At 61.0% G+C, this 22,912-nt stretch carries 23 protein-coding genes; 11 read left to right on the top strand and 12 right to left on the bottom strand.

The genetic code is table 11. From position 1 onward, the window contains the following. Nucleotides 1-46 precede the first annotated feature (46 nt). The 7 genes from ACYZUD_RS19715 to exaC form a co-directional block, all read right to left on the bottom strand. Nucleotides 47-859 (bottom strand): M90 family metallopeptidase, encoded by an 813-nt coding sequence (locus tag ACYZUD_RS19715; protein WP_462019776.1) that lies wholly within the window; start codon nt 857-859, stop codon nt 47-49. Between the two features lie 6 nt (nt 860-865). Continuing rightward, the gene (locus ACYZUD_RS19710; protein ID WP_462019775.1) at nt 866-1,522 is read right to left on the bottom strand and encodes a DedA family protein; all 657 of its coding nucleotides are present in this window, start codon (nt 1,520-1,522) and stop codon (nt 866-868) included. Between the two features lie 240 nt (nt 1,523-1,762). Continuing rightward, entirely contained in the window at nt 1,763-2,224 is a 462-nt protein-coding gene (locus tag ACYZUD_RS19705; protein ID WP_462019774.1) for a GNAT family N-acetyltransferase, read from the bottom strand. Nucleotides 2,225-2,343: 119 nt separating this feature from the next. Further along, a complete protein-coding gene (gene eutC, locus ACYZUD_RS19700; RefSeq protein WP_462019773.1) occupies nt 2,344-3,168 on the bottom strand; it encodes an ethanolamine ammonia-lyase subunit EutC in 825 nt (274 codons plus the stop codon). 8 nt (nt 3,169-3,176) lie between these two features. After that, complete coding sequence (locus ACYZUD_RS19695; RefSeq protein WP_462019772.1) at nt 3,177-4,571, bottom strand: ethanolamine ammonia-lyase subunit EutB; 1,395 nt, start codon at nt 4,569-4,571, stop codon at nt 3,177-3,179. A 51-nt stretch (nt 4,572-4,622) separates the two neighbouring features. Beyond that, complete coding sequence (gene eat, locus ACYZUD_RS19690; RefSeq protein WP_462019771.1) at nt 4,623-6,071, bottom strand: ethanolamine permease; 1,449 nt, start codon at nt 6,069-6,071, stop codon at nt 4,623-4,625. A gap of 164 nt (nt 6,072-6,235) precedes the next feature. Next, a complete protein-coding gene (gene exaC / locus ACYZUD_RS19685; protein WP_462019770.1) occupies nt 6,236-7,756 on the bottom strand; it encodes an acetaldehyde dehydrogenase ExaC in 1,521 nt (506 codons plus the stop codon). A gap of 439 nt (nt 7,757-8,195) precedes the next feature. On the opposite strand from exaC, the gene ACYZUD_RS19680 reads away from it, so the two are divergent. The 4 genes from ACYZUD_RS19680 to ACYZUD_RS19665 all read left to right on the top strand — a co-directional run bounded on the left by ACYZUD_RS19680 (nt 8,196) and on the right by ACYZUD_RS19665 (nt 12,550). Further along, nucleotides 8,196-10,109, top strand: a complete 1,914-nt coding sequence (locus ACYZUD_RS19680; protein WP_462019769.1) for a sigma-54-dependent Fis family transcriptional regulator — start codon at nt 8,196-8,198, stop codon at nt 10,107-10,109. A gap of 185 nt (nt 10,110-10,294) precedes the next feature. After that, nucleotides 10,295-11,644, top strand: coding sequence for a UDP-N-acetylmuramate:L-alanyl-gamma-D-glutamyl-meso-diaminopimelate ligase (mpl, locus tag ACYZUD_RS19675; RefSeq protein ID WP_462019768.1), 1,350 nt, complete (start codon nt 10,295-10,297; stop codon nt 11,642-11,644). Continuing rightward, a complete protein-coding gene (gene ubiX, locus ACYZUD_RS19670; protein WP_462019767.1) occupies nt 11,641-12,273 on the top strand; it encodes a flavin prenyltransferase UbiX in 633 nt (210 codons plus the stop codon). The genes mpl and ubiX overlap by 4 nt, the downstream gene beginning before the upstream one ends. After that, on the top strand, nt 12,266-12,550 hold the full coding sequence (locus ACYZUD_RS19665) for a YceK/YidQ family lipoprotein (protein ID WP_462019766.1): 285 nt from the start codon (nt 12,266-12,268) through the stop codon (nt 12,548-12,550). Before ubiX ends, ACYZUD_RS19665 begins: the two co-directional genes overlap by 8 nt. 85 nt (nt 12,551-12,635) lie before the next feature. On the opposite strand, the gene ACYZUD_RS19660 is transcribed toward ACYZUD_RS19665, so the two are convergent. The 3 genes from ACYZUD_RS19660 to ACYZUD_RS19650 all read right to left on the bottom strand — a co-directional run bounded on the left by ACYZUD_RS19660 (nt 12,636) and on the right by ACYZUD_RS19650 (nt 15,582). Then, the gene (locus ACYZUD_RS19660) at nt 12,636-13,277 is read right to left on the bottom strand and encodes an oxidoreductase (RefSeq protein ID WP_462019765.1); all 642 of its coding nucleotides are present in this window, start codon (nt 13,275-13,277) and stop codon (nt 12,636-12,638) included. A 27-nt stretch (nt 13,278-13,304) separates the two neighbouring features. Next, on the bottom strand, nt 13,305-15,023 hold the full coding sequence (locus ACYZUD_RS19655; RefSeq protein ID WP_462019764.1) for a C13 family peptidase: 1,719 nt from the start codon (nt 15,021-15,023) through the stop codon (nt 13,305-13,307). Between the two features lie 103 nt (nt 15,024-15,126). Beyond that, nucleotides 15,127-15,582: a MaoC family dehydratase gene (locus tag ACYZUD_RS19650; RefSeq protein WP_462019763.1), complete on the bottom strand. Its 456-nt coding sequence runs from the start codon at nt 15,580-15,582 to the stop codon at nt 15,127-15,129. 181 nt (nt 15,583-15,763) lie between these two features. On the opposite strand from ACYZUD_RS19650, the gene ACYZUD_RS19645 reads away from it, so the two are divergent. Genes ACYZUD_RS19645 through ACYZUD_RS19635 form a run of 3 tightly spaced genes read left to right on the top strand, consistent with a single transcriptional unit; the run spans nt 15,764 to nt 17,440 of the window. Next, complete coding sequence (locus ACYZUD_RS19645; protein ID WP_462019762.1) at nt 15,764-16,126, top strand: CidA/LrgA family protein; 363 nt, start codon at nt 15,764-15,766, stop codon at nt 16,124-16,126. Next, the gene (locus tag ACYZUD_RS19640; protein WP_462019761.1) at nt 16,123-16,839 is read left to right on the top strand and encodes an LrgB family protein; all 717 of its coding nucleotides are present in this window, start codon (nt 16,123-16,125) and stop codon (nt 16,837-16,839) included. The genes ACYZUD_RS19645 and ACYZUD_RS19640 overlap by 4 nt, the downstream gene beginning before the upstream one ends. A gap of 10 nt (nt 16,840-16,849) precedes the next feature. Continuing rightward, nucleotides 16,850-17,440, top strand: coding sequence for an LON peptidase substrate-binding domain-containing protein (locus ACYZUD_RS19635; protein ID WP_007946676.1), 591 nt, complete (start codon nt 16,850-16,852; stop codon nt 17,438-17,440). 90 nt (nt 17,441-17,530) lie between these two features. On the opposite strand, the gene ACYZUD_RS19630 is transcribed toward ACYZUD_RS19635, so the two are convergent. Then, nucleotides 17,531-18,847, bottom strand: coding sequence for a bifunctional DedA family/phosphatase PAP2 family protein (locus tag ACYZUD_RS19630; protein WP_462019760.1), 1,317 nt, complete (start codon nt 18,845-18,847; stop codon nt 17,531-17,533). Between the two features lie 170 nt (nt 18,848-19,017). Beyond that, nucleotides 19,018-19,716: a DNA-3-methyladenine glycosylase gene (locus tag ACYZUD_RS19625; RefSeq protein ID WP_462019759.1), complete on the bottom strand. Its 699-nt coding sequence runs from the start codon at nt 19,714-19,716 to the stop codon at nt 19,018-19,020. A gap of 187 nt (nt 19,717-19,903) precedes the next feature. Between ACYZUD_RS19625 and ACYZUD_RS19620 the strand changes: the two genes are divergently transcribed. The 4 genes from ACYZUD_RS19620 to rlmH all read left to right on the top strand — a co-directional run bounded on the left by ACYZUD_RS19620 (nt 19,904) and on the right by rlmH (nt 22,910). Continuing rightward, on the top strand, nt 19,904-21,175 hold the full coding sequence (locus tag ACYZUD_RS19620) for a glutamate-5-semialdehyde dehydrogenase (protein WP_462019758.1): 1,272 nt from the start codon (nt 19,904-19,906) through the stop codon (nt 21,173-21,175). 1 nt (nt 21,176) lies between these two features. Continuing rightward, complete coding sequence (gene nadD / locus ACYZUD_RS19615) at nt 21,177-21,866, top strand: nicotinate-nucleotide adenylyltransferase (protein ID WP_462019757.1); 690 nt, start codon at nt 21,177-21,179, stop codon at nt 21,864-21,866. A gap of 72 nt (nt 21,867-21,938) precedes the next feature. Beyond that, the gene (gene rsfS / locus ACYZUD_RS19610; RefSeq protein ID WP_462019756.1) at nt 21,939-22,433 is read left to right on the top strand and encodes a ribosome silencing factor; all 495 of its coding nucleotides are present in this window, start codon (nt 21,939-21,941) and stop codon (nt 22,431-22,433) included. Between the two features lie 9 nt (nt 22,434-22,442). Continuing rightward, nucleotides 22,443-22,910: a 23S rRNA (pseudouridine(1915)-N(3))-methyltransferase RlmH gene (gene rlmH / locus ACYZUD_RS19605; protein ID WP_007937439.1), complete on the top strand. Its 468-nt coding sequence runs from the start codon at nt 22,443-22,445 to the stop codon at nt 22,908-22,910. The last annotated feature ends 2 nt before the right edge of the window (nt 22,911-22,912 follow it).

Below are 22,912 nucleotides of genomic sequence, written 5' to 3'. Positions count from 1 at the left end.
AGGCATATTCCGCCGTCGACGCTATGGACCAGAGGTCGTGTAGACCTTAGTCGTGTGCCTGATAGACCGGGTCTTCGGCCAGAAGTTGCCGCAGCCGGGCCAGCGGGTCCTGGCGGTAAAACAGCTTCAGCTGCTCATAGACCCGAGGATACGCCTCATGCAGCAAATCCGGGGCGCTGAAGAAATATTCGCTGGTGACGGCAAAGAACTCGGCGGCGTTTTCCGCCGCGTATGGATCGATGGCGGTTTCGGCATCTGGATTGCGCTCCAGTTGCCCGTCGAGGTCATCGTAGGCCTCTTGCATGACCTTGGCCCATTCGCTGACCCGCATGTCGGCATGCAGCGGCGGCAGGCCGTTGGCGTCGCCGTTGAGCATGTCGAGTTTATGCGCGAGTTCGTGGATCACCAGGTTGTAGCCTTCCCAGCCGCCGCTGGCCATCACGCCGGGCCAGGCGAGGATGATCGGGCCTTGTTGCCAGGCTTCGCCGCTGTGTTCGCCGTCCCATTCGTGCTCGACACCGCTGGCATCACGATGACGCTGGGGGCTGAGGAAATCGTCGGGGTAGAGGACGATTTCATGGAAACCCTGATACCAGTTCAGATCGCCCAGGTGCAGCAACGGCAGTTGAGCCTGGGCGGCGAGCAGCAGGCGCTGTTCCTGATGAAGTTCGACGCCGGGCAGGGCCGTCAGGTGTTTGTCTTCGAGGAACAGCACGCAGGCTTCGCGCAGCCACTGGTCTTCGGCGGCACTGATGCCATCGAGAAAACTCAGGTGATGGCGCACTCGCTGCCACATGTCGTCGGCAATCGGGTGCCTGGCCAGGATGCGCCGGCGACGCCAGGCGCTAAGGGACCACATCGCGAATCAGCGCGGGTGGGCTTTGGACGCGGCGTTGCCAAAGCGGCTGCGGACGACGCCGATGATCATCGGTACCAGCGACAGCAGGATGATGGCCACCACCAGCAGCGACAGGTTTTGCTTGATGAACGGGACGTTGCCGAAGAAGTAACCGAGGGTCACCAGACCGCCAACCCACAGGATCGTGCCGAGAACGCTGAAGGCAAAGAAACGCGGATAGGGCATTTTCGCCACGCCGGCGACGAACGGTGCAAAGGTGCGGATGATCGGCAGGAAGCGCGCCAGGGTCACGGTTTTACCGCCGTGCTTGTCGTAGAAGTCGTGGGTCTGCTGCAGGTAGTCGCGGCGGAAGATTTTCGAGTTCGGGTTGCTGAAGAGCTTTTCTCCCGCCGTTCGTCCGATCACATAGTTGGTGCTGTCGCCGAGGATGGCCGCCAGCATCAGCAGGCCGCCGAGCAGCACCGGGTCCATGCCGCCACCGGCGGCGACGGCGCCGGCGATGAACAGCAGGGAATCACCCGGAAGGAATGGCATCACCACCAGGCCGGTTTCGCAGAAGATCACCAGAAACAGAATGGCGTAGATCCATGGCCCGTAGTTGTTCACCAGCAAGTCGAGGTAAACATCGAGATGCAGGATAAGGTCGAGCGGGTTGAAATCCATGGAGGGCACCTGTGGTGACGGCCCGACTCGGCAGGCCTGTGCGGATGACTTCGTGAAAGCCTACAGACGAGTGTAGTTTTTCTTACAAGCCGGAACGGTCGGCATTATACGGGCGGACAAGTGAAAAGCGCGTCGAGTTTGTAGCGGGGGATTTCGAGGTGTTGTGGCGTTTTCAGGAACAGATCGCAGCCTTCGGCAGTTCCTACAGGGGCTGCAGAAGGCTGCGATCTTTCTGGGACGTTACAATTCGTCACTGATCGGCAGCACGTAGTTCTTGAATTCGGTGTCTTCCTTGAACCCGATGGATTCATAGGTTTTCTGCGCCACTTCGTTGTTGCTGCTGGTGGAAACTCGCATGCGCACGGCGTTGGTTTCCTTGGCCATTTTCTTCGCGGTGCGGATCAGGTTGTCGGCGACCAACTGGCGTCGGGCGTCTTCGGCGACGTAGATGTCGTTGAGGATCCACACGCGCTTGAGGGAAAGCGACGAAAAACTCGGGTACAACTGACAGAAACCCATCAGTTTGCTGTCGTCGTCATCGGGCAACGCCAGGTAGATCACCGACTCCTTGCGACGCAGGCGTTTCTCGAGGAACGCCCGGGACGAGTCCGGATACGGCAGGGAACCATAAAACTCGCGATATTTGACGAACAACGGGGTCAGCAGGTCCAGGTGTTCGAGGGTCGCTTGAATAATCCGCATCGATAGGTCTCGTCTTCAAGTGGCTGTCTTCACGTGCTCTGACGGCGAACGGTTCTCACTCGGGCAGCCGTGTTTCGATCCTGCCTGAAACCCGGGCAGAAACGCAATGCGGAAACGGTTCAGGCATCCGGCGGGCTCAGTAGGAAATTACCTTTCATGTCCGCACCTGTGTCCGACTCGAGTGTCTGAACCTGCGCTTCGTCCTTCAGATTGACGCCCGACAACTGCCGCCGACAGGCTTCGCGCATCAGATACAGCAAACGGTGTGCCGCCATGCCGTAACTCAAGCCTTCGAGCCGAACGTTAGAGATGCAGTTGCGGTAAGCATCCGTCAGGCCGACCTTGGGATTGTAGGTGAAATATAACCCCAGGCTGTCTGGCGAGCTGAGGCCAGGGCGTTCGCCGATCAGGATGACCACCATTTTTGCGCCCAGCAGCTCGCCGATCTCGTCAGCCACGGCAACGCGGCCCTGCTCGATAAGAATCACGGGCGACACCGACCAGCCTTCAGCTTCAATCTGTTCTTCCATCCGCGTCAGAAACGGCAGGGTATGGCGATGAACGGCCAGCGCCGACAGGCCATCGGCGACAACAATCGCCAAGTCGACACCGCCGGGATTGGCCGATGCATGATTGCGCAAGGTCTGCGCCGACTCATCACTTAACTTTCGCCCCAAATCGGGGCGTTGTAGATAACTGTCCCGATCCTTGGCCGCGCTGTGCAGCAACAAGCTTTCGCGCCCGCACTCGGCCAGTTGCGAGCTGAGCCCGGCATGATCGAATGGCAAATGCACGGCATCCCGAGCCTGGGCGTGGGCGTACTGGAAATCCAGTTGCGCACTGGTTGGCATGCTGGTGCCCGTACGGCCCAAGGCGATCCGCGCCGGGGTCAGGCGGCGCAGGGCCAGCAACGGGTTTTGTGGATCAACAGGTGGTTTATCCATCACAACACTCATCCCAATTGCGCCATGGCCTGGCGGAACGCCGGCGGCAGGTTGTTGCCGAAGTGAATCTTGCCGTCCGCCTGGGTGAAAATGCCCATTCTTGCCAGCCACTGTTCGAACTCCGGTGCGGGTTTCAGACCCAGGGTCTGACGGGCATAGAGCGCGTCATGAAACGAGGTAGTCTGGTAGTTGAGCATGATGTCATCGGAGCCCGGGATGCCCATGATGAAGTTGATCCCGGCCACGCCCAGCAGGGTCAGCAGGGTGTCCATGTCGTCCTGGTCGGCTTCGGCGTGGTTGGTGTAACAGATATCGCAGCCCATTGGCACGCCAAGGAGCTTGCCGCAGAAGTGGTCTTCGAGGCCGGCACGGATAATCTGCTTACCGTTGTAGAGGTATTCCGGGCCGATGAATCCTACGACGGTGTTCACCAGAAACGGTTTGAAATGTCGCGCCACGGCGTAGGCGCGGGTTTCGCAGGTCTGTTGATCGATGCCGTGGTGGGCGTTGGCCGACAAGGCGCTGCCCTGGCCGGTCTCGAAATACATCAGGTTCTGGCCCAGCGTGCCGCGATTCAGGCTCAAACCGGCGTCGTAGCCTTCCTGCAACACGTTCAGGTTGATACCGAAACTGGCGTTGGCCGCTTCGGTGCCGGCGATTGACTGGAACACCAGGTCCAGTGGGACACCGCGATTCACCGCTTCAATCGACGTGGTGACGTGGGTCAGTACGCAGGCCTGGGTCGGAATCTCGTAGCGCTGAATGATCGCGTCGAGCATTTCCAGCATGGCGCAGATCGAGGCGATGCTGTCGGTGGCCGGGTTGATGCCGATCATCGCGTCACCGTTGCCGTACAGCAGGCCGTCGAGAATGCTAGCGGCGATCCCGGCCGGCTCGTCGGTGGGGTGGTTGGGTTGCAGGCGGGTGGATAACCGACCGCGCAGGCCCATGGTGCCGCGAAATTGAGTGACCACGCGGATTTTCTGCGCCACCAGCACCAGATCCTGCACGCGCATGATCTTCGACACGGCGGCGACCATTTCCGGGGTCAGGCCGGGGGCGAGGGCCCGCAGGCTCTGTTCGTCGGCGGCGTCGCTGAGCAGCCAGTCGCGAAAGCCGCCGACAGTGAGGTGGCTGACGACCGCGAAGGCCTGTTTATCGTGAGTGTCGATGATCAGTCGGGTGACTTCATCGGCTTCGTAGGGAATCAATACTTCCTGCAGGAAGTGGGTGAGCGGGATGTTCGCCAGCGCCATCTGCGCGGCCACCCGTTCGCCATCATTGAGCGCAGCGACACCCGCCAGAAAGTCCCCGGAGCGGGCCGGACTGGCCTTGGCCATGACCTCTTTGAGGCTGTCGAAACGGTAGGTCTGGACGCCGACAGTGTGAGCAAAACTAGCCATACAGATTCTCCGTGACGGCGCAGACAAGGCCTGCGCCGTGATTTCTGGCCGTCAGTGCAGGGCTTTTTCAGCATTCTGAATGGCCGCGAATTCTTCTTCGGGCGTGCCTGCTACCAAGTGATGCCGACTGTAGAAGGCAAAGTAAGCAATTAACACTCCATAGATGATCGCAGCGCCAATCACCACGCGTGGGTCCACTAGAAACCCTGCCACCACGGCGATGCAAGCCAGCACCAGCGCGACGCCCGAGGTGAAGACACCGCCCGGCGTGCGGTATGGGCGATCCATTTTGGGGCGACGAATGCGCAGCGTGATGTGTGCCGCCATCATCAAGACGTAGGAGATGGTTGCGCCGAACACCGCTACCAGAATCAACAAGTCACCCTGACCGGTCAGCGACAAGCCGAACCCGATGATGCCGGGAATGATCAACGCCAGCACAGGCGCCTTGCTTTTGTTGGTCTCGGAGAGTTTGCGCGGCAGGTAGCCGGCGCGGGACAGCGCGAAGATCTGCCGTGAGTAGGCGTAGATGATCGAGAAGAAACTGGCGATCAGGCCAGCCAGACCCACCAGATTGACGAAGTGGCCCATCCAGGTCGAGCCGCCATAGGCCTTGCTCAGTGCTTCGACCAGCGGGTTGCCCGAGGTCAGCAGGGCGTTGGCGCCCGCACCGCCCGGGCCGATCACCAGAATCAGCAGGGCAAAGCTCACCAGCACCAGCATGGCGCCTATCAGCCCGCGGGGCAGGTCGCGTTTCGGGTTTTTGGTTTCTTCTGCTGCCAGCGGTACGCCTTCGACAGCGAGGAAGAACCAGATCGCATAGGGAATTGCCGCCCACACGCCGACGTAGCCGAAGGGCAGGAAGCTGCTGGCGCCCTTGGCTTCGGTCACCGGGATGTCGAGCAGGTTGGCGACGTTGAAGTGCGGCACCATCGCCACCAGAAACACGCCCAGCGCCAGAGCGGCGATGGCGGTGATGACGAACATAAGCTTGAGGGCTTCACCGACGCCGAAAATATGGATGGCAATAAAGATGATGTAGAACGCCAGGTAAATCATCCAGCCACCGATGCCGAACAGAGACTCGCAGTAGGCACCGATAAACACCGCGATCGCCGCCGGGGCGATGGCGTATTCGATCAGGATCGCAGTCCCGGTCAGGAACCCTCCCCACGGCCCGAATGCGCTACGGGCAAAACCGTAGCCGCCGCCGGCGGTAGGGATCATGGACGACAGTTCCGCCAGGGAAAAGCACATGCACAGGTACATGGTTGCCATCAGCAACGTGGCGAGAAACATGCCGCCCCAGCCACCCTGGGCCAGGCCGAAGTTCCACCCGGCGTAATCGCCGGAGATGACGTAGGCCACACCGAGGCCGACCAGCAGGACCCAGCCTGCCGCACCTTTTTTCAGTTCACGTTGCTGGAAATAATCGGAGCCGACTTTTTCGAAGTCGACGGAGGAGGTAGCCGGCTGCACGCTGGCTTGATCGCTAGGCATAGGGGTTCACCTGTTCTTATTGTTTTTGACCGGCGTAGCTGCCGGGTTGGCGCGAAGACCTGTAGGAGCGAGCTTGCTCGCGAAGGACGTCAACGATGACGAAGACTGTCTGGACGCACGCGGTGCCCTTGCGTCCATCGCGAGTGGGCTCGCTCCTACAAGGTTTAGAAGAAGCCCAGCGGATTGATGTCGTAGCTCACCAGCAGGTTTTTGGTCTGCTGATAGTGATCGAGCATCATTTTGTGTGTTTCACGACCGACGCCGGACTTTTTGTAACCACCGAACGCGGCGTGCGCCGGGTACAGGTGATAGCAGTTGGTCCACACACGACCGGCCTTGATGGCGCGGCCCATGCGGTAGGCGCGGTTGATGTCGCGGGTCCAGAGACCGGCGCCCAGGCCGAACTCGGTGTCGTTGGCGATGGCCAGGGCTTCGGCTTCGTCCTTGAAGGTGGTGATGCTCACCACCGGGCCAAAGATTTCTTCCTGGAACACACGCATTTTATTGGTGCCCTTGAGCAGGGTCGGCTGGATGTAATAGCCGGTCGCCAGGTTGCCCTCGAGTTTTTCTACCTTGCCGCCGGTCAGCAGCTCGGCGCCTTCGCCCTTGGCGATTTCCAGGTACGAAAGGATTTTGTCGAATTGCTGCTCGGACGCCTGGGCGCCGACCATGGTGTCGGTGTCCAGCGGGTCGCCACGTTTGATTTGCAGGACTTTGTTCATGACCACTTTCATGAACTCGTCGTAGATCGATTCCTGCACCAAGGCACGGGAAGGGCAGGTGCAGACTTCGCCCTGGTTGAAGAACGCCAGCACCAGGCCTTCGGCAGCTTTTTCGATGAAGGTCGGTTCGGCTTGCATGATGTCTTCGAAGAAGATGTTTGGCGACTTGCCACCCAGCTCCACGGTGGACGGGATGATGTTTTCGGCAGCGCATTTCATGATGTGCGAGCCGACCGGGGTCGAGCCGGTGAAGGCGATCTTGGCGATGCGTTTGCTGGTGGCCAGTGCTTCGCCGGCCTCTTTGCCGAAGCCTTGCACCACGTTCAGCACGCCCGGCGGCAGCAGGTCGCCGATCAGCTCCATCAGTACGGTAATGCCCAGCGGGGTTTGCTCGGCAGGCTTGAGCACGACGCAGTTACCGGCAGCCAGGGCCGGGGCGAGTTTCCAGGCGGCCATCAGGATCGGGAAGTTCCATGGGATGATCTGCCCGACCACGCCCAGCGGTTCATGAATGTGATACGCCACGGTGTTGCCGTCGATTTCGGCCGCGCTGCCTTCCTGGGCGCGAATGCAGCCAGCGAAGTAGCGGAAATGGTCCGCCGCCAGCGGGATGTCGGCGTTGAGGGTTTCACGCACGGCTTTGCCGTTGTCCCAGGACTCGGTGATCGCCAGGACTTCCAGGTTCTGTTCGATGCGGTCGGCGATTTTCAGCAGCACCAGCGAGCGCGCCTGGGCGGACGTGGCGCCCCAGGCATCGGCGGCCGCGTGGGCAGCGTCCAGAGCCTTGTCGATGTCTTCGGCCGTGGAGCGCGGGAATTCGGCAATCGGTTGGCCATTCACTGGCGAGGTATTGGTGAAGTACTGACCTTTGACAGGCGCGACGAACTCGCCGCCGATGTAGTTACCGTATTTGCTCTTGAACGAAACGATAGCGCCTTCAGTACCGGGGTGAGCGTAACGCATGATATTTCTCCTTGGCTTTTGTACTTATAAGGATCAGCACGCAAACTGCCTGCGCGACGATCATGCTGCGTTAAAAACAGGCTCGGAATGCTCATGTAGGTCCCCTACACTCCGCTTCCTCGCCTGTTTTTGCCTTGCCTGATCGCCGCTCGGCGAGTTTTCGTGCCGATCCTGCGGAGAGCGCATGTGCGCTTGCTATAAGCGTAGAGCAAAGGTCGGGCCACTGCCTTGCAGGTCAGGCAAATCAAGGTCTTGCGTGATTTTTGTCGGACGGGCGGGCGGCGCCTGTGACGCTTTCGGTACAGTCCTAGTGACATTTTGTACCGGTTGTGGCACAGCCTGTGACCGGGCGGTCTTGCCAGCATTGCAATGCAGGCCAGGCTGGAGGATGCTCGGCACAACATGGGCGGGGTAAACCGCTCGGGGAGAATAATAAGAAATGCACGACAACCATTTGAGTCGCCATGCCCAGCAAGTGTTGACCGTGACCCAGGGAAAATCCCATCTGCACGGTCCCGGCAGCGATCCGTCCATTGCCCGTTCCTGGCTGCGTTGTCTTGAGGACTATCACCTCGACCCGGCCCTGACCATGGCGCCGACGGTGCTGGAACATGGTCGTGTCCTGGAAAGCCGCGAACGCCTGCAGCAAGTGCTGCACATCGCCGGCAACGAAATGGCCAGCCTGCATCAACAACTCTCCGGCACCGGCCACGCAGTGCTGTTGACCGACGCTCGCGGTGTAATCCTCAACTGTGTCACCGCCCCCGCCGAACGGAAGATTTTCGAGCGCGCGGGCCTCTGGCTCGGCGCCGACTGGAGCGAGGCCTGCGAAGGCACCAACGGTATCGGTACTTGTCTGGTGGAGCGTCAGTCCCTGACGATCCACCAGGACGAACACTTTCGCGGCCGCCACACCGGCCTGACCTGCTCGGCGAGCCCGGTGTTCGACCCGCACGGCGAACTGTTGGCGGTGCTCGACGTGTCCTCGGCGCGGCACGATGTCTCGCGCCAGAGTCAGTTCCACACCATGGCCCTGGTCAATCTTTCGGCGAAGATGATCGAGAGCTGCTATTTCCTGCGTTACTTCGACAATCAATGGTTGCTGCGTTTTCATTTGCAGGCCGAATCCGTGGGGCTGTTCAGCGAAGGATTGCTGGCATTCGATGGGGAAGGGCGGATCCGCGCGGTCAACCAGAGTGCGCTGAACCTGCTGGGACACGTTCGCGGCGGGCTGTTGGGCAAACCGGTGGAAGCGTTTTTCGACTGCTCGCTGGACGAGTTGCTCGGCCGTGCGAGCGTCAACGCCAGCGCCAGTTGGCCGCTGCGTACCCGTGACGGGCGAAGTCTGTTTGCCGTGTTGCGGGGCCAGCCGCGCAGCATTCCGGTGCCGGTGGTGCAACGCCCGGTGAATGCCGAACCTTCGCGCCTGTCGGGCATTTGTCTGGGCGACACAGGGTTGCAGGAGGATTTCCGCAAGTCCCTGCGGGTCTTCGAGCGGGACGTGCCGCTGCTGATCAATGGCGAAACCGGGTCTGGCAAAGAGGCCTTCGCCAAAGCCGTGCATCACGCCAGTCAGCGGGCAGAAAAAGCCTTTGTGGCGCTCAATTGCGCGGCCATCCCCGAAAGCCTGATCGAGAGTGAGTTGTTCGGCTATCGCGGCGGCAGCTTCACCGGCGCGCGCAAGGAAGGCATGCGCGGCAAGTTGCAGCAGGCCGATGGCGGGACGTTGTTCCTCGATGAAATCGGTGACATGCCGCTGGCCTTGCAGACTCGGCTATTAAGGGTGCTGGAAGATCGTCAGGTGGTGCCGATTGGTGGCGAACCGGAGGCGGTCAACGTACGAATTATCAGCGCCACTCACCGTAATTTACTGGAGCGGGTGCAGGACGGCAGCTTCCGCGAGGATTTGTATTACCGGCTCAACGGGCTGGAAGTCGCGTTGCCGGCGTTGCGTGATCGCAGTGATAAATCCCAGTTGCTCGACTTTTTGCTGGCGGAAGAGGCGGGCGGGGAAACGGTGCTGATCGACGGGCCGGCGCGGCAGGCGTTGCTGGATTTTGCCTGGCCGGGAAACGTGCGGCAGTTACGTAATGTGTTGCGCACGTTGGCGGCGTTGTGTGATGGCGGGCGGATCGGGCTGGAGGATTTGCCGGCGATGATTCGTCAGGCGTGGCCGGTTCCGGTTGTGGCCGTTGAAGAGCCGTCCGAGCATCCGCTGGATGATGCTGAGCGGTTGGCGTTGCTGAATGCGCTGGAGCAAACGCGTTGGCATATGACTAACACGGCTGAACAACTCGGTGTCAGCCGTAACACGCTTTATAGAAAGCTGCGTAAACACGGGATTGCCCGGTAAACCGTGTCGCGGCCATTCGCGAGCAGGCTCGCTCCCACATAGATCTTCAGCGAACACACATTATGTGAACACCGCTGATCCACTGTGGGAGCGAGCCTGCTCGCGATGGCGTCCTCAAGTCGAAACACAAGGTGCGATTTTCGCCTCCCTAGGCTAACCTGCGGCCATGTTTTACGAGGTCGACTATGCACATTCATATTCTTGGTATCTGCGGCACTTTTATGGGTTCGATGGCGGTTCTGGCCAAAGAGCTGGGCCATCACGTGACCGGCTCCGATGCCAACGTCTATCCGCCGATGAGCACTCAACTCGAGGCTCAGGGTATTGAGTTGACCCAGGGCTACGACCCGGCGCAGCTCGATCCGGCCCCCGACCTGGTGGTCGTCGGCAACGCCATGTCCCGCGGCAACCCGGCCGTCGAATACGTCCTGAATAAAGGCCTGCCGTACGTCTCCGGCCCGCAATGGCTGGCCGATCACGTGCTGCAAGGTCGCTGGGTGCTGGCCGTCGCCGGCACTCATGGCAAAACCACCACCAGCAGCATGCTCGCCTGGGTCCTGGAATACGCGGGCATGAGCCCGGGTTTCCTGATCGGCGGCGTGCCGCAGAATTTCTCGGTGTCCGCGCGTCTGGGTGACACACCGTTCTTTGTGATCGAAGCCGACGAGTACGACAGCGCCTTCTTCGACAAGCGCTCCAAGTTCGTTCACTACCGCCCTCGCACGGCGATCCTGAACAACCTGGAATACGATCACGCCGACATCTTCCCCGATCTGCCCGCCATCGAGCGGCAGTTCCACCACTTGGTGCGGACCATTCCGAGCGAAGGCCTGGTGATCCATCCGACCACCGAACCGGCGTTGCAGCGCGTCATCGAGATGGGCTGCTGGACTCCGGTGCAAACCACCGGTGCCGGCGGTCAGTGGCAGGTCAAACTGCTGAGCGAAGACGGTTCGACATTCGAAGTGATGTTTGAAGGTGTTGCACAGGGCGTGGTCGAGTGGGACATGACCGGTCAGCACAACGTCGCCAACGCCCTGGCTACCTTGGCGGCTGCGCGCCATGTCGGTGTTGTGCCGTCGATGGGCATCGCTGCGCTGAGTGCATTCAAAAGCGTGAAGCGCCGGATGGAGAAAGTCGCGGAAGTCCGTGGCATCACCATCTATGACGATTTCGCCCACCACCCGACCGCCATCGCCACCACCCTCGACGGCCTGCGCAAACGCATCGGCGACGCACCGTTGATCGCGATCATCGAGCCGCGCTCCAACTCCATGAAGCTCGGCGCTCACCGCGACGGCTTGCCGGAAAGCGTGGTCGATGCCGATCAGGTGATCTGGTACGCGCCGGCCAACCTCGGTTGGGACCTGGGCGCGACCGCTGCGTTGTGCACGGTGCCGTCGATTGTCAGCGATTCCCTGGAAGGCATCATCGAGCGCGTGAAGAGCCAGGCCCAGCCCGGCACCCACGTGGTGATCATGAGCAACGGCGGCTTCGGCGGCCTGCATGGCAAACTCGCCGAGGCGCTGCAATGAACAATGGCCCGGAACGCATCACGCTGGCGATGACCGGCGCATCAGGCGCCCAGTATGGTTTGCGCCTGCTGGACTGCCTGATACGCGAAGACCGCGAGGTGCACTTCCTGATCTCCAAGGCTGCGCAACTGGTCATGGCCACCGAGACCGACGTTTCGTTGCCGCCGAAAACCCAGATGATGCAGGCCTTCCTCACGGAATACACCGGCGCTGCCGCTGGGCAGATTCGTGTGTATGGCAAGGAAGACTGGATGTCGCCGGTGGCCTCGGGTTCTGGTTCTCCAGCCGCGATGGTGGTGGTGCCGTGTTCCACCGGGACTTTGTCGGCCATCGCGACGGGCGCCTGCAACAACCTGATCGAGCGTGCCGCCGATGTCACGTTGAAGGAGCGCCGCCAGTTGATTCTGGTGCCGCGCGAGGCGCCGTATTCGAGCATCCATCTGGAGAACATGCTCAAGTTGTCGAACATGGGCGTGACGATTTTGCCGGCGTCGCCGGGCTTCTATCATCAGCCGCAAACCATCGATGACCTGATCGACTTCGTCGTGGCGCGGATTCTCAATCTGCTGAACATTCCCCAGGATATGCTGCCGCGTTGGGGCGAACACCATCTGACCAGCGATGAATAAGCTGCTGATTATGGTGTTGGCGCTGCAATTGGCGGGCTGCGCCACGGCGCGCACGCTCGATGCCGCCAAACCTGGGGCGCCGGTGGTGTACGCCGGAACCCGGCTGGATTTGTATGCCATGAACGGCGGTTGCTGCGCCATGGATCGCTTTGGCGCGGAAGCACCGAGTTATCCCGGCGTCGACCTGCCGGCCAGCGCGTTGCTCGACACGCTGCTGTTGCCGTTGTCGTTGCTCACGGTGATCGGGGTCAGTTTTCAGGCGACTGGCGGATTGTAAAAAGCAAAGGATCGCAGCCTTCGGCAGCTCCTACAGTTCTGCACGCTGCACTGTAGGAGCTGCCGAAGGCTGCGATCTTTTGATCTTATTTACCAAGCTTACGCAACTCATCCGACTCAACAATCCGCACCCCGTCCTGCTCTTCCAGCGCCAGTCGCCACATGGCGCGGGCCAGGTGGCAGGCTTCGATGCCGCGGTATTTACCGGGGATCAAGCGGGACAACGGACCGGCGAATTGTTCGGTCAAGCGCGGTTCAAGGCGATCGCCCAGCAACAGCGAAGGTCGGCAAATGGTCAGCTGCGGCCAGTCTTGCGCGCGCAATGCGTATTCCATCTCGCCTTTGACCCGGTTGTAGAAAATCGAGGATCTCCGATCAGCGCCTAGGGCACTGATCACGATCAGGTGCCGCGCACCCATTTCCCGCGCCCGTTTGGCGAAGGCCACCACCATGTCCAGGTCGACTGCGCGGAACGCCTGTTCCGAGCCAGCCTGTTTGATCGTGGTGCCGAGGCAGCAGTAGGCGATGTCGACGCGACCGTTCAATTGCGGTAGAAACACCGCCGGGTCGCCGACCGGGTTTTCAAGGTGGGGGTGTTCGGCCAGTGGCCGGCGTGAGGGGGCCAGCACCCGTGAAATCGTTGGCTCGTTGAGCAGGCGATCAAGCAAATGCTCACCGGTCAAGCCGGTAGCTCCGGCAAGCAATACGTGCTGAGGCGTCAAGTACATAGTGTTTCCCCCTTGATACTATTCAGCTTAGTTGCTCTTTGCGTCCTTGCTGTTGATAGAGACACTTTGTAGTGCTTTTCGTGCCTGCTGTTTGCGTAACAGCAGCCAGTGGGAGAGGACGGTTTTCGGTGCCCAGATCTGCGGCTCGGAGGCTTCGAAGCCGTCCGCCAGTTCGCGCTCGGCCACGGTGGCCTTGGCCAGCTTGAAGGCTTGCTCCAGATCGTCGGTCTGGTTCAGCGCCTGGGCGAACAAGGCGTCACCAAAGTAAGTGAAGTTGGCTTCTTCAGAGCAGCCGAAGGACACCCGGTCCGCTCGCGAGGCGGTCATGATCAGGGTGCGCTCGTCTTTCAGTGCGGGGATGAAACCGCCTGAGTAGCAGGACGAAATCACGATGATCTTGTCGCGGTTTTTCAGCGGGGCGAGCACTGCGGCGAGCTCGTCGGCGGGCAGGTCTGCCAGTTCCATGCGTGGCTGATCGAGCACCAGTTCGTGTTCGCTGGTGCCGTGGCTCGTCATGTAGATGAAGATCAAATCTTCCGGGCCGCTGCGTTCGGCCAGGGTCAGGGCCGCGCGGCGCAGGTTTTCCCGGGTGGCCATCGGGCGGTCGACGAGGTGGTCACGATGGTTCACCAGTCGGATCTGGCCGAAGGCGCCGAAGCGGCTGGTGAGCATGTTGCTGACGTAATCGGATTCGCGCAGGAACACGCTCTGCTTGCCATCGCCGCCAACCGTCAAGGTGTACAGCTCGATCGCCGGGGTCGAGGCGGGCACGTTGGCCAGTGCGTCTTCGAGCAGGCGGCCCTGGGCCAGCAAGCCGAGTTCGAGGGTATCGGGCAGCAGCTTGCCGTCGGCGTCGCGCACTCGCTGGCCGTTGATCCAGGTGCCGCTCAACACCGTGCCATCGGTCAGCACCAGCGTGCCGCGGCCGTTGTAATTGTCGCCGTCGAACTGGCCGATGTAGAAACTGCCATCAGGCAGGTTCAAGCGGCCCTGGCCGGTGAATCGCCAGTCGCTGAACTGGCCGGTGTAGTGGCTGCCATCGGCGCCGATCATCTCGCCTTTGCCGTTCAGCGAACCTTCCTTGAACTGACCGAGCCAGACATCGCCGTCGGCATTTTCGTAGCGGCCCTTGCCGTGCAGTTGATTGTTCTTGAAACCGCCGACGTAGATATCGCCATCGGCGCTGTTGAATGTCCCGTTGCCTTCCAGCTGGCCGTCTTTGAAATGCCCGGTGAACTGATTGCCGCTGGCATCGCCGCGTTGGCCTTCACCGTTGGGTTTGCCGTGGGCGAACTGGCCCTGATACGAGCTGCCGTCATCGAGTTCCAGACGACCGAGCCCTGAATATTGATCGGCCTTGAATTCACCGCGGTAGGTCATGCCGCCTTCTTTGAGGGTGCCTTCACCGTCCCGTCGACCGGCCTTGAAACTGCCGGTGAAGCTGCTGCCGCTGGTGGTCAGCGTGCCCTTGCCGTCGAACAGCCCCTGGTTGAATTCCCCGCGATAAACCTCGCCGTTGCTGCCGTGCCATTCGCCCTGGCCATGCCATTGGCCCTTGTCGAAACTGCCGGCGTACCAGCTGCCGTTCGGGTAATCGACGCGGCCCTGGCCTTGCAGCAAACCGTCCACCAGTTCTCCGCGATAGCGTCCGCCGTCCGGCAGGCGGGCGTCGGGAGGCAACAGCGATTCGCCGTCGCCGCAAGCGGTGAGCAATAGGGTCAAGGCGAGGAGTGCAAGTGAGCGCATAGCGGGATCCGGGCAATTAGGCGACCGAGTATGCCGCAGCTCTATGGCTTATAAATAGAGAGGGGGCGCGAAACAGCATGAGCTGCTTCGCATCCGGGATGGTTTACACGAAGCAGAGGGACAGCGGTTCGGCGATATACGCCGGTTTGTCCGAGCCTTCGATTTCCAGGGTGGCGGTGGCTTTGAGCAGCCATTGGCCGGGTTTCTTCTCGGTGACTTCGTTCATGTCGACCTTGAGGCGAACCCTGGAATTGACCTTCACTGGCTGGATGAAACGCACGCTATCCAGACCATAGTTGACCACCATCTTTGCCCCTTCAGGCAGGATCAGGATGTCTTCCATCAGTTTGGGGATCAGCGACAGCGACAGGAAACCGTGTGCAATGGTGCTGCCAAATGGCGTTTGCGCGGCTTTGACCGGGTCGACGTGGATGAACTGGTAATCCCCTGTGGCTTCGGCGAACAGGTTGATGCGCTCCTGATCGATGGTGAGCCATTCGGAACGTCCAAGTTCCTTGCCGACATAATCTTTGAGCTCTGCAACGGGAACATAGAGCATTGAGACTCTCCTTGGGTTCATCGGTTTTATAGTTTTGAGGTGGGGGGATTTGACCTCCCGGATTACCACTTTAGATCAACATGGCAAATTGCTCCGGTCAACCGACCATGCTTTTGGCGAATGCCGGTCTATAGCGTCGGCATGCTTATAATGCCCAGCGACTTTTTGCGGGAGAGGATGGATGTTGTTACGTGGCCTGACCTGGCTGGTGCTGTTCCAATTGCTGGGCACCGCCATCAACCATTTGTTTTTGCCGGTGCTGCCCGGGCCGATCATTGGCCTGCTGTTGCTGCTGGTGTACCTGATTTCGCGCGGCCAGGTCGGCGAACCGCTGAACCTGGCGGCCAGCAGTCTGCTGCGCTACCTGCCATTGTTGCTGGTGCCGCCGGCCGTGGGTGTGATGGTTTACGCCGCCGACATCGCGGCGGATTTCTGGGCCATTGTCGGCGCGCTGGTGCTGTCGTTGCTGCTGTCCCTGGCGTTTGCTGGCGTGCTGATGCAGCGAATGATCAAGCGTCACGCTCACCCTGAGGACGGCCAATGATCCTTGACTGGCACGGCGCCTGGACGTCGGTGATTCACCATCCGTTGTTCGGCATCGGCGTTACCCTGGGCGCGTATCAATTGGTGCTGGCGGCGTTCGAGAAAACCCGCTGGATCTTTCTGCAGCCGGTGCTGGTGTCCATGCTGCTGGTGATCGGGGTGTTGGTCGGTTGCGGCCTGACTTACGCCGAGTACCGCAAGAGCACCGAGATCCTCAGCATCCTGCTCGGCCCGGCCACTGTTGCGCTGGCCGTGCCGCTTTACCTCAACCTGCGACGGATTCGGCAGTTGTTCTGGCCGATATTTACTACGCTGGTGATAGGCGGGGTGGTTGCCACGAGTATGGGTGTGTTGCTGGGCTGGTGGTTCGGGGCCGAGCACATGATCCTGATGACCATGGCGCCGAAGTCGGTGACGTCGCCGATTGCCATGCTGGTGGCCGAGCAGATCGGTGGTGTTGCGGCGCTGGCGGCGGTATTCGTATTGATCACCGGCGTGATCGGGGCGATCTTCGGACCGAGCCTGTTGACCCGGCTCGGTGTTCACAGTCCCGAGGCGCGCGGTATGGCGCTGGGCATGACCGCCCACGCGGTCGGCACGGCGGTGGCGATGCAGGAAAGTGAAGAATGCGGTGCCTTTGCGGCGCTGGCAATGAGTCTGATGGGCGTGGCCACGGCGGTTTTCCTGCCGTTGGCGGTGTCGATGGTGGTGTAAGGAAATGTCTATGAGCTTGCCGCTTTTCCCGCTGAACACGGTGCTGTTTCCTGGTTGCATCCTCGACTTGCAGATCTTCGAGGCGCGCTACCTGGACATGATCGGTCGCTGCATGAAACAAGGTGGCGGCTTCGGCGTGGTGTGCATCCTCGACGGCGAAGAAGTCGGCATCGCTCCGGCGGGTTATGCGCTGGTGGGGTGTGAAGCGCTGATCACCGATTTCAAGCAGCAGGACAATGGACTGCTGGGCATTCGGGTTCAGGGTGGCCGGCGATTCCACGTGTTGCGCACCGAGGTTCAACGCGATCAGTTGACCGTCGCTGATGTCGAGTGGTTGGAGGACGAACCAGAGCAACCGTTGCAGGATGAAGACGCCGATCTGGTCGCACTGCTCAAGGCTCTGGCCGAACACCCGATGGTCGAAGCGTTGAACATGGGTACCGAAGCCACCGGGCAGCAGTCACTGGCCAATCAGCTGGCGTACCTGTTGCCATTTGCCGAGGTGGACAAGATTGATCTGCTGCAACTCGATGACCCGCAGCAGCGACTGGATGCGATTCAGGCGCTGCTGGACGAGTTGCAGGGTGAGTTGTTCGCCTGACGAACGCTAAAAGATCGCAGCCTGCGGCAGCTCCTGCACGGGTAAGGTGTACACCTGTAGGAGCTGCCGCAGGCTGCGATCTTTTGACCTTCAATAGGCATATCTCAACATCGCATGCGGCAAATGCCGCAACGCAAAGAACCCGAACAGCGCCACCAGCGCCGGCAGCACCAACCACCAGACTTTGGGCGGCATGGCGTTGAGCGGTGCCTGGCGCTGACTCAGCCACAGGCTCGCCGCACACACGCACGCCGCCAGCATTGCGCCAGCCAGCACATCGGTCGGCCAGTGCGCGCCCAGGTACACCCGCGAAAGCGCAATCGACAGCGCAGGTATGCAACCGACCAGCAGCCACGTCAGGCGCATCCGGGGCGGCTGTCCGCGACCGGCGAGAACGGCAAGGGTCAGAAACAGCGCAAAGGAGCCGGAGGCGTGACCACTCGGCATGCTGTAGCTGGTCAGCGGGTCGCTCAGCACTTCCGGGCGTACACGGGCGAAAAACTGTTTGGTGAAGGTGTTGCCGAGTGCGGTGCAAAGCAGCGTACTACCGGCAAAAATTGCCTGTCGCCATTGGCGGGTGAGCAGCAGCAAAACTGTCAGCAGCGTGCTGAAAATCAGCATGTTGCGAAACTCACCGATCAGCGTGAAGGTGACGGCCACCTCATCGAGCATCGGGCTGCGGTGTTCCTGCACCAGCGTCATCAGCCCCTGATCGAGCGCGCTCAGGTGCGGGTAGCCGATAAACAGTCCCGCCAGAATCAGAAAACTCATCCCCGTAATCAGCACCGTCGCCTTGCGATGTCGACGCAGACTGCTGGTCACGCTCAAGCCCACCATCACCGCGATACTGCCGGCGACGATTCCCGCTTCAGGCCAGAAGCCCTCCGGCAATGGCAAGCGAATCGCCGCGCCCGTGGCCCAGCCGGGCAGCAGATAAGCGACGCTCCAGCCGGCGGCGGCCAGCAGGCTGACGGCGGCGAAGCGCGGGAAGGGCATGTCGAACATCCCGGCGACCATCGGCAGCATGGGTCGCAGCGGACCGATGAAGCGTCCGACCAACAGGCTGGCGATGCCATAGCGCTGGAAATACGCCTCGGCCCCGGCGATCCATTCCGGATGATGGCGTAGTCCAGGCAGGCGTCGGATGTTCTGGTGGAAATGTCGTCCGACGAAGTACGAAACGATGTCGCCCAACACGCCGGCGACGAATCCCAGCAGCAGTGTTTCGCTCAGTGATAGCGCGCCACTGCCGGCCAATACTGCTACGGCAAACAGCAACACCGTGCCGGGCACGATCAGCCCGGCAATCGCCAGGCATTCGACGAAGGCCACTATGAACACCGCCGCGGCCAGCCATTGCGGGTTGACCGTCAACCAACCGGTCACGCTATCGAGCCATGGGCCCATAAAAACAACTCCATCGAATAATCAATTGGCCCACGGGCCGAACGCACTCTTCAAAACACTACAGGACCCCTGTGGGAGCGAGACCGCGGAGTTTCAGTCGAAGGTGATGTCGCCTGACACTCCGCTATCGCCGGCAAGCCGGTCTCGCTCCCACATTGGATCTTCATTGCTCAGGTGAGCAAAAAGTAGTCGCGACCTTCGACCTGCCCCCGTCGCAGCGGGTTCCGCGTGCAATATGGCGCGTAAGCCGCATCCACGAAGCGGTACATCAAATGTTCATCGCGCCCATGGGGAATGCCCAGTCGCGTGGTCTGGATGATGTGGCTTGGCGGCGGGCCGACATCTTCCACCAGCAGCACTTCATGATCGAAACGCTTGGCGTCCCAGGCCGGCACTTTCAAGCCCATGGCCTTGCACAGCAACGTTTGCCCGGCGCACAGCTTTTGCGACGGGCGAGGGCGGCCCTGAGCATCCGGGTTGTTCAACAACATCTGCGCCAGGCTCGCCGGCCCGCTCAACTCATCGACCCACGGGTAGGCGGATTTGATCAGCACCGCATTGCCCGGACCTTTGGCGCTGAAGTTCAGGGAATCGCCGCCCCGGGCGTAATACATATAGATGTGGCCGCCATCCAGAAACAAAGCCTTACGTTTTTCTGTGTAACCGAGGGAGGCGTGGCTGCCTTTTTCTTCGAAGTAATACGCTTCGGTTTCGATGATCCGGGCGCTGAGCCACAGGTCGCCGACCCGGTGACGGATGACTTTACCCAATAAATCCCGGGCCAGCAGTTGGGCGTCGCGGTCGAAAAACGCGTCCGGGAGCCCGGTGGGCAGGCTCGCAGTGGACGCACGAACAGTCAGGTTGGACATGATGAACGGCGTTTATCAGGGCTGATTGAGTCGTGATGATAACAATTTGCAGCTTAATCACGGCTGAACGTCGGCAAATTGCCCTCCATTTCGACCATCCGCCCGTCACCGCTGTTAGTCGGGGGACGCGACAGCTATAATCTGCCGCTTTACTCTTTACCAAGACCTTCAAAGACCACTACAGACAATGACTGAGTCCGTTCTTGACTACATGACCCGTTTGGGTCGCGCTGCCCGCGAAGCTTCCCGCGTCATCGGCCGTGCCAGCACCGCGCAGAAAAACCGCGCCTTGCAGGCTGCTGCCAATGCGTTGGACGCTGCACGCGCCGAGCTGACTGCCGCCAATGAGCTGGATCTGGCAGCCGGCCGCGCCAGTGGTCTGGAGCCGGCTCTGCTGGAACGTCTGGCGCTGACCCCGGAGCGCATCGACGGCATGATCGTCGGTCTGCGTCAGGTTGCAGCACTGCCGGACCCGGTCGGTGCGATCCGCGACATGAGCTATCGGCCGTCGGGCATCCAGGTCGGCAAGATGCGCGTGCCGCTGGGCGTGATCGGGATCATTTACGAGTCGCGGCCGAACGTGACTATCGATGCTGCCAGCCTGTGCCTGAAGTCCGGTAACGCGACCATCCTGCGTGGCGGTTCCGAGGCGATTCATTCCAACCATGCCATCGCCGCCTGCATCCAGCGCGGTCTGGCCGAGGCCGATCTGCCGGCTGCCGTCGTGCAAGTGGTCGAAACCACCGACCGTGCTGCCGTTGGCGCGCTGATCACCATGCCTGAATACGTCGACGTCATCGTGCCCCGTGGCGGCCGCGGCCTGATCGAGCGGGTCAGCCGCGATGCCCGCGTGCCGGTCATCAAGCACCTGGACGGCATCTGCCACGTGTACGTCAGTGCCCACGCCGATCTGCCGAAAGCCCAGCGCATCGCGTTCAACGCCAAGACTTACCGCTATGGCATCTGCGGCGCGATGGAAACGCTGCTGGTGGATCAAACCGTTGCCAAAGATTTCCTGCCGCCGATGGCTGCCCAGTTCCGCGAAAAAGGCGTCGAACTGCGTGGTTGCGAGCGTACCCGGGCGATCATCGATGCCGTTGCCGCGACTGAAGAAGACTGGAACACCGAATACCTGGCGCCGATCCTCTCGATCCGCGTGGTCGACGGGCTGGACCAGGCCATCGAGCACATTAATAAGTACGGCTCCCATCACACCGATTCGATCGTCAGCGAAAACCTAGCGGACACCCGGCGTTTCGTGGCGGAAGTCGACTCGTCGTCAGTGATGATCAACACGCCGACGTGCTTCGCCGATGGCTTCGAATACGGATTGGGTGCCGAGATTGGCATTTCTACTGATAAGCTGCACGCCCGCGGCCCGGTGGGCCTCGAAGGACTGACCTGCGAGAAGTACATCGTGGTCGGTGATGGCCAGTTGCGCGGCCAGGCGTCGGTCTGACTTGGGCGACCTCAAGCCGTCGGCCCCGGTAACCGCCAGCGAGCCTGCGCCTCGACGCATTGGCATGCTGGGCGGTACGTTCGACCCGGTGCACATCGGCCATTTGCGCAGTGCACTGGAAGTCGCCGAATCGCTGGCACTTGATGAGTTGCGCCTGACACCCAGTGCCAGGCCGCCACATCGGGGGATGCCGCAGGTGTCGGCCAAAGACCGTCTGGCGATGGTCGAGTGCGCGGTGGCCGGTGTGGCACCGCTGGTGGTGGACGCCCGCGAATTGCAGCGGGACAAACCGTCCTACACCATCGATACCCTGGAATTGATGCGCGCCGAACTGGCCGTTCAAGACCAGGTTTTTCTACTTTTGGGCTGGGACGCATTTTGCGGCCTGCCCACTTGGCACCGCTGGGAAGAGTTGCTCCAGCATTGCCACATCCTGGTGCTGCAACGCCCGGATGCCGACAGCGAACCGCCGGATGCCTTGCGCAACCTGCTGGCGGCGCGCTCGGTGAGCGACCCGCTGGCCCTCAAAGGGCCGAGCGGACAGATTGCATTCGTCTGGCAGACGCCGCTCGCGGTATCCGCCACCCAGATCCGTCAACTGCTGGCCAGCGGTAAGTCGGTACGTTTCCTGGTGCCCGACGCGGTCCTGGCCTACATCGATGCGCACGGTCTCTACCGTGCGTCGAACTGAAAAAGGGCGCGCTTCAAAGCACGTGAATGCGTGTATCGAAGCGCCCGAACATACGAGCAAAACGAGTTTTATATGACTGACAAAGACGTAACTAAAGTAAAGCGCAAAGGCACGTTCAAGAGCGCCCCGCTGCCAGTAGAGGCTCAAACCGGCGTGGTACTGGCCGGCGAAGAGCTGGTCAAGGTTGCCGTGGCGGCCCTGGAAGACGTCAAGGCCCAGGACATCCAGGTGATCGACGTTCGTGAAAAGCAGAGCATCACTGACTTCATGATCATCGCTACCGGTACGTCCAACCGCCAGATCGGCGCGATGCTGGATAAGGTCCGCGAGGCGGTCAAGGCTCAGGGCGTCAAGCCGCTGGGTGAAGAAGGCAAGGGCGACAGCGACTGGGTACTGCTGGATATGGATGATGTCATCGTGCACATGATGACCGCCTCGGCACGTCAGTTCTATGACCTGGAACGCCTGTGGGCCGGTGCCGAGCAGAGCCGTTCGGCCAGCGCCGCGCATCACAGCCCGGAAAACACCCATGAGCACTTCACCAAGCTCAACAAAGACCAGCAATAAGGGACCGCTGTGCGACTGCGACTGATCGCCGTCGGTTCACGCATGCCCAAGTGGGTGGAAGAAGGCTGGCATGAATATGCCAAGCGTCTTCCGTCCGAGCTGGCGCTGGAACTGGTGGAAATACCGCTCAACACCCGTGGCAAGAACGCCGACGTGGCGCGCTTCATCCGTCAGGAAGGCGAAGCCATGCTGGCCAAGGTCGGGCCGAACGAGCGCGTTGTCACCCTCGAAGTCCACGGCAAGCCCTGGAGCACCGAGCAGCTGGCGGTCGAGCTCGATCGCTGGCGGCTGGACTCGCGCACGGTGAATTTCATGGTCGGCGGCCCCGAAGGGCTGGCGCCGGAAGTCTGTGCCCGGGCCGATCAGCGCTGGTCGTTGTCGCCGTTGACGTTGCCGCACCCGCTGGTGCGCATTCTGATCGGCGAACAGCTGTATCGTGCCTGGACAGTTCTGTCCGGCCACCCTTACCACAAGTAGTT

Source organism: Pseudomonas sp. XS1P51, from assembly GCF_054897845.1.
The sequence above is the reverse complement of the archived record's forward strand: the minus strand, read 5'-3'. Positions and strand labels throughout refer to the sequence as shown.

Excerpts from the sequence above, each read along its gene's own strand:
- ubiX (WP_462019767.1), top strand. The coding sequence starts at position 11,641 with ATGAACAATGGCCCGGAACGCATCACGCTGGCGATGACCGGCGCATCA.
- ACYZUD_RS19640 (WP_462019761.1), top strand. The coding sequence starts at position 16,123 with ATGATCCTTGACTGGCACGGCGCCTGGACGTCGGTGATTCACCATCCG.
- ACYZUD_RS19710 (WP_462019775.1), bottom strand. The coding sequence starts at position 1,522 with ATGGATTTCAACCCGCTCGACCTTATCCTGCATCTCGATGTTTACCTC.
- ACYZUD_RS19705 (WP_462019774.1), bottom strand. The coding sequence starts at position 2,224 with ATGCGGATTATTCAAGCGACCCTCGAACACCTGGACCTGCTGACCCCG.
- eat (WP_462019771.1), bottom strand. The coding sequence starts at position 6,071 with ATGCCTAGCGATCAAGCCAGCGTGCAGCCGGCTACCTCCTCCGTCGAC.
- ACYZUD_RS19665 (WP_462019766.1), top strand. The coding sequence starts at position 12,266 with ATGAATAAGCTGCTGATTATGGTGTTGGCGCTGCAATTGGCGGGCTGC.
- ACYZUD_RS19630 (WP_462019760.1), bottom strand. The coding sequence starts at position 18,847 with ATGGGCCCATGGCTCGATAGCGTGACCGGTTGGTTGACGGTCAACCCG.
- ACYZUD_RS19695 (WP_462019772.1), bottom strand. The coding sequence starts at position 4,571 with ATGGCTAGTTTTGCTCACACTGTCGGCGTCCAGACCTACCGTTTCGAC.
- ACYZUD_RS19625 (WP_462019759.1), bottom strand. The coding sequence starts at position 19,716 with ATGTCCAACCTGACTGTTCGTGCGTCCACTGCGAGCCTGCCCACCGGG.
- ACYZUD_RS19635 (WP_007946676.1), top strand. The coding sequence starts at position 16,850 with ATGAGCTTGCCGCTTTTCCCGCTGAACACGGTGCTGTTTCCTGGTTGC.
- rsfS (WP_462019756.1), top strand. The coding sequence starts at position 21,939 with ATGACTGACAAAGACGTAACTAAAGTAAAGCGCAAAGGCACGTTCAAG.
- ACYZUD_RS19660 (WP_462019765.1), bottom strand. The coding sequence starts at position 13,277 with ATGTACTTGACGCCTCAGCACGTATTGCTTGCCGGAGCTACCGGCTTG.
- mpl (WP_462019768.1), top strand. The coding sequence starts at position 10,295 with ATGCACATTCATATTCTTGGTATCTGCGGCACTTTTATGGGTTCGATG.
- ACYZUD_RS19655 (WP_462019764.1), bottom strand. The coding sequence starts at position 15,023 with ATGCGCTCACTTGCACTCCTCGCCTTGACCCTATTGCTCACCGCTTGC.
- exaC (WP_462019770.1), bottom strand. The coding sequence starts at position 7,756 with ATGCGTTACGCTCACCCCGGTACTGAAGGCGCTATCGTTTCGTTCAAG.
- ACYZUD_RS19650 (WP_462019763.1), bottom strand. The coding sequence starts at position 15,582 with ATGCTCTATGTTCCCGTTGCAGAGCTCAAAGATTATGTCGGCAAGGAA.
- ACYZUD_RS19620 (WP_462019758.1), top strand. The coding sequence starts at position 19,904 with ATGACTGAGTCCGTTCTTGACTACATGACCCGTTTGGGTCGCGCTGCC.
- ACYZUD_RS19680 (WP_462019769.1), top strand. The coding sequence starts at position 8,196 with ATGCACGACAACCATTTGAGTCGCCATGCCCAGCAAGTGTTGACCGTG.
- eutC (WP_462019773.1), bottom strand. The coding sequence starts at position 3,168 with ATGGATAAACCACCTGTTGATCCACAAAACCCGTTGCTGGCCCTGCGC.
- ACYZUD_RS19645 (WP_462019762.1), top strand. The coding sequence starts at position 15,764 with ATGTTGTTACGTGGCCTGACCTGGCTGGTGCTGTTCCAATTGCTGGGC.
- ACYZUD_RS19715 (WP_462019776.1), bottom strand. The coding sequence starts at position 859 with ATGTGGTCCCTTAGCGCCTGGCGTCGCCGGCGCATCCTGGCCAGGCAC.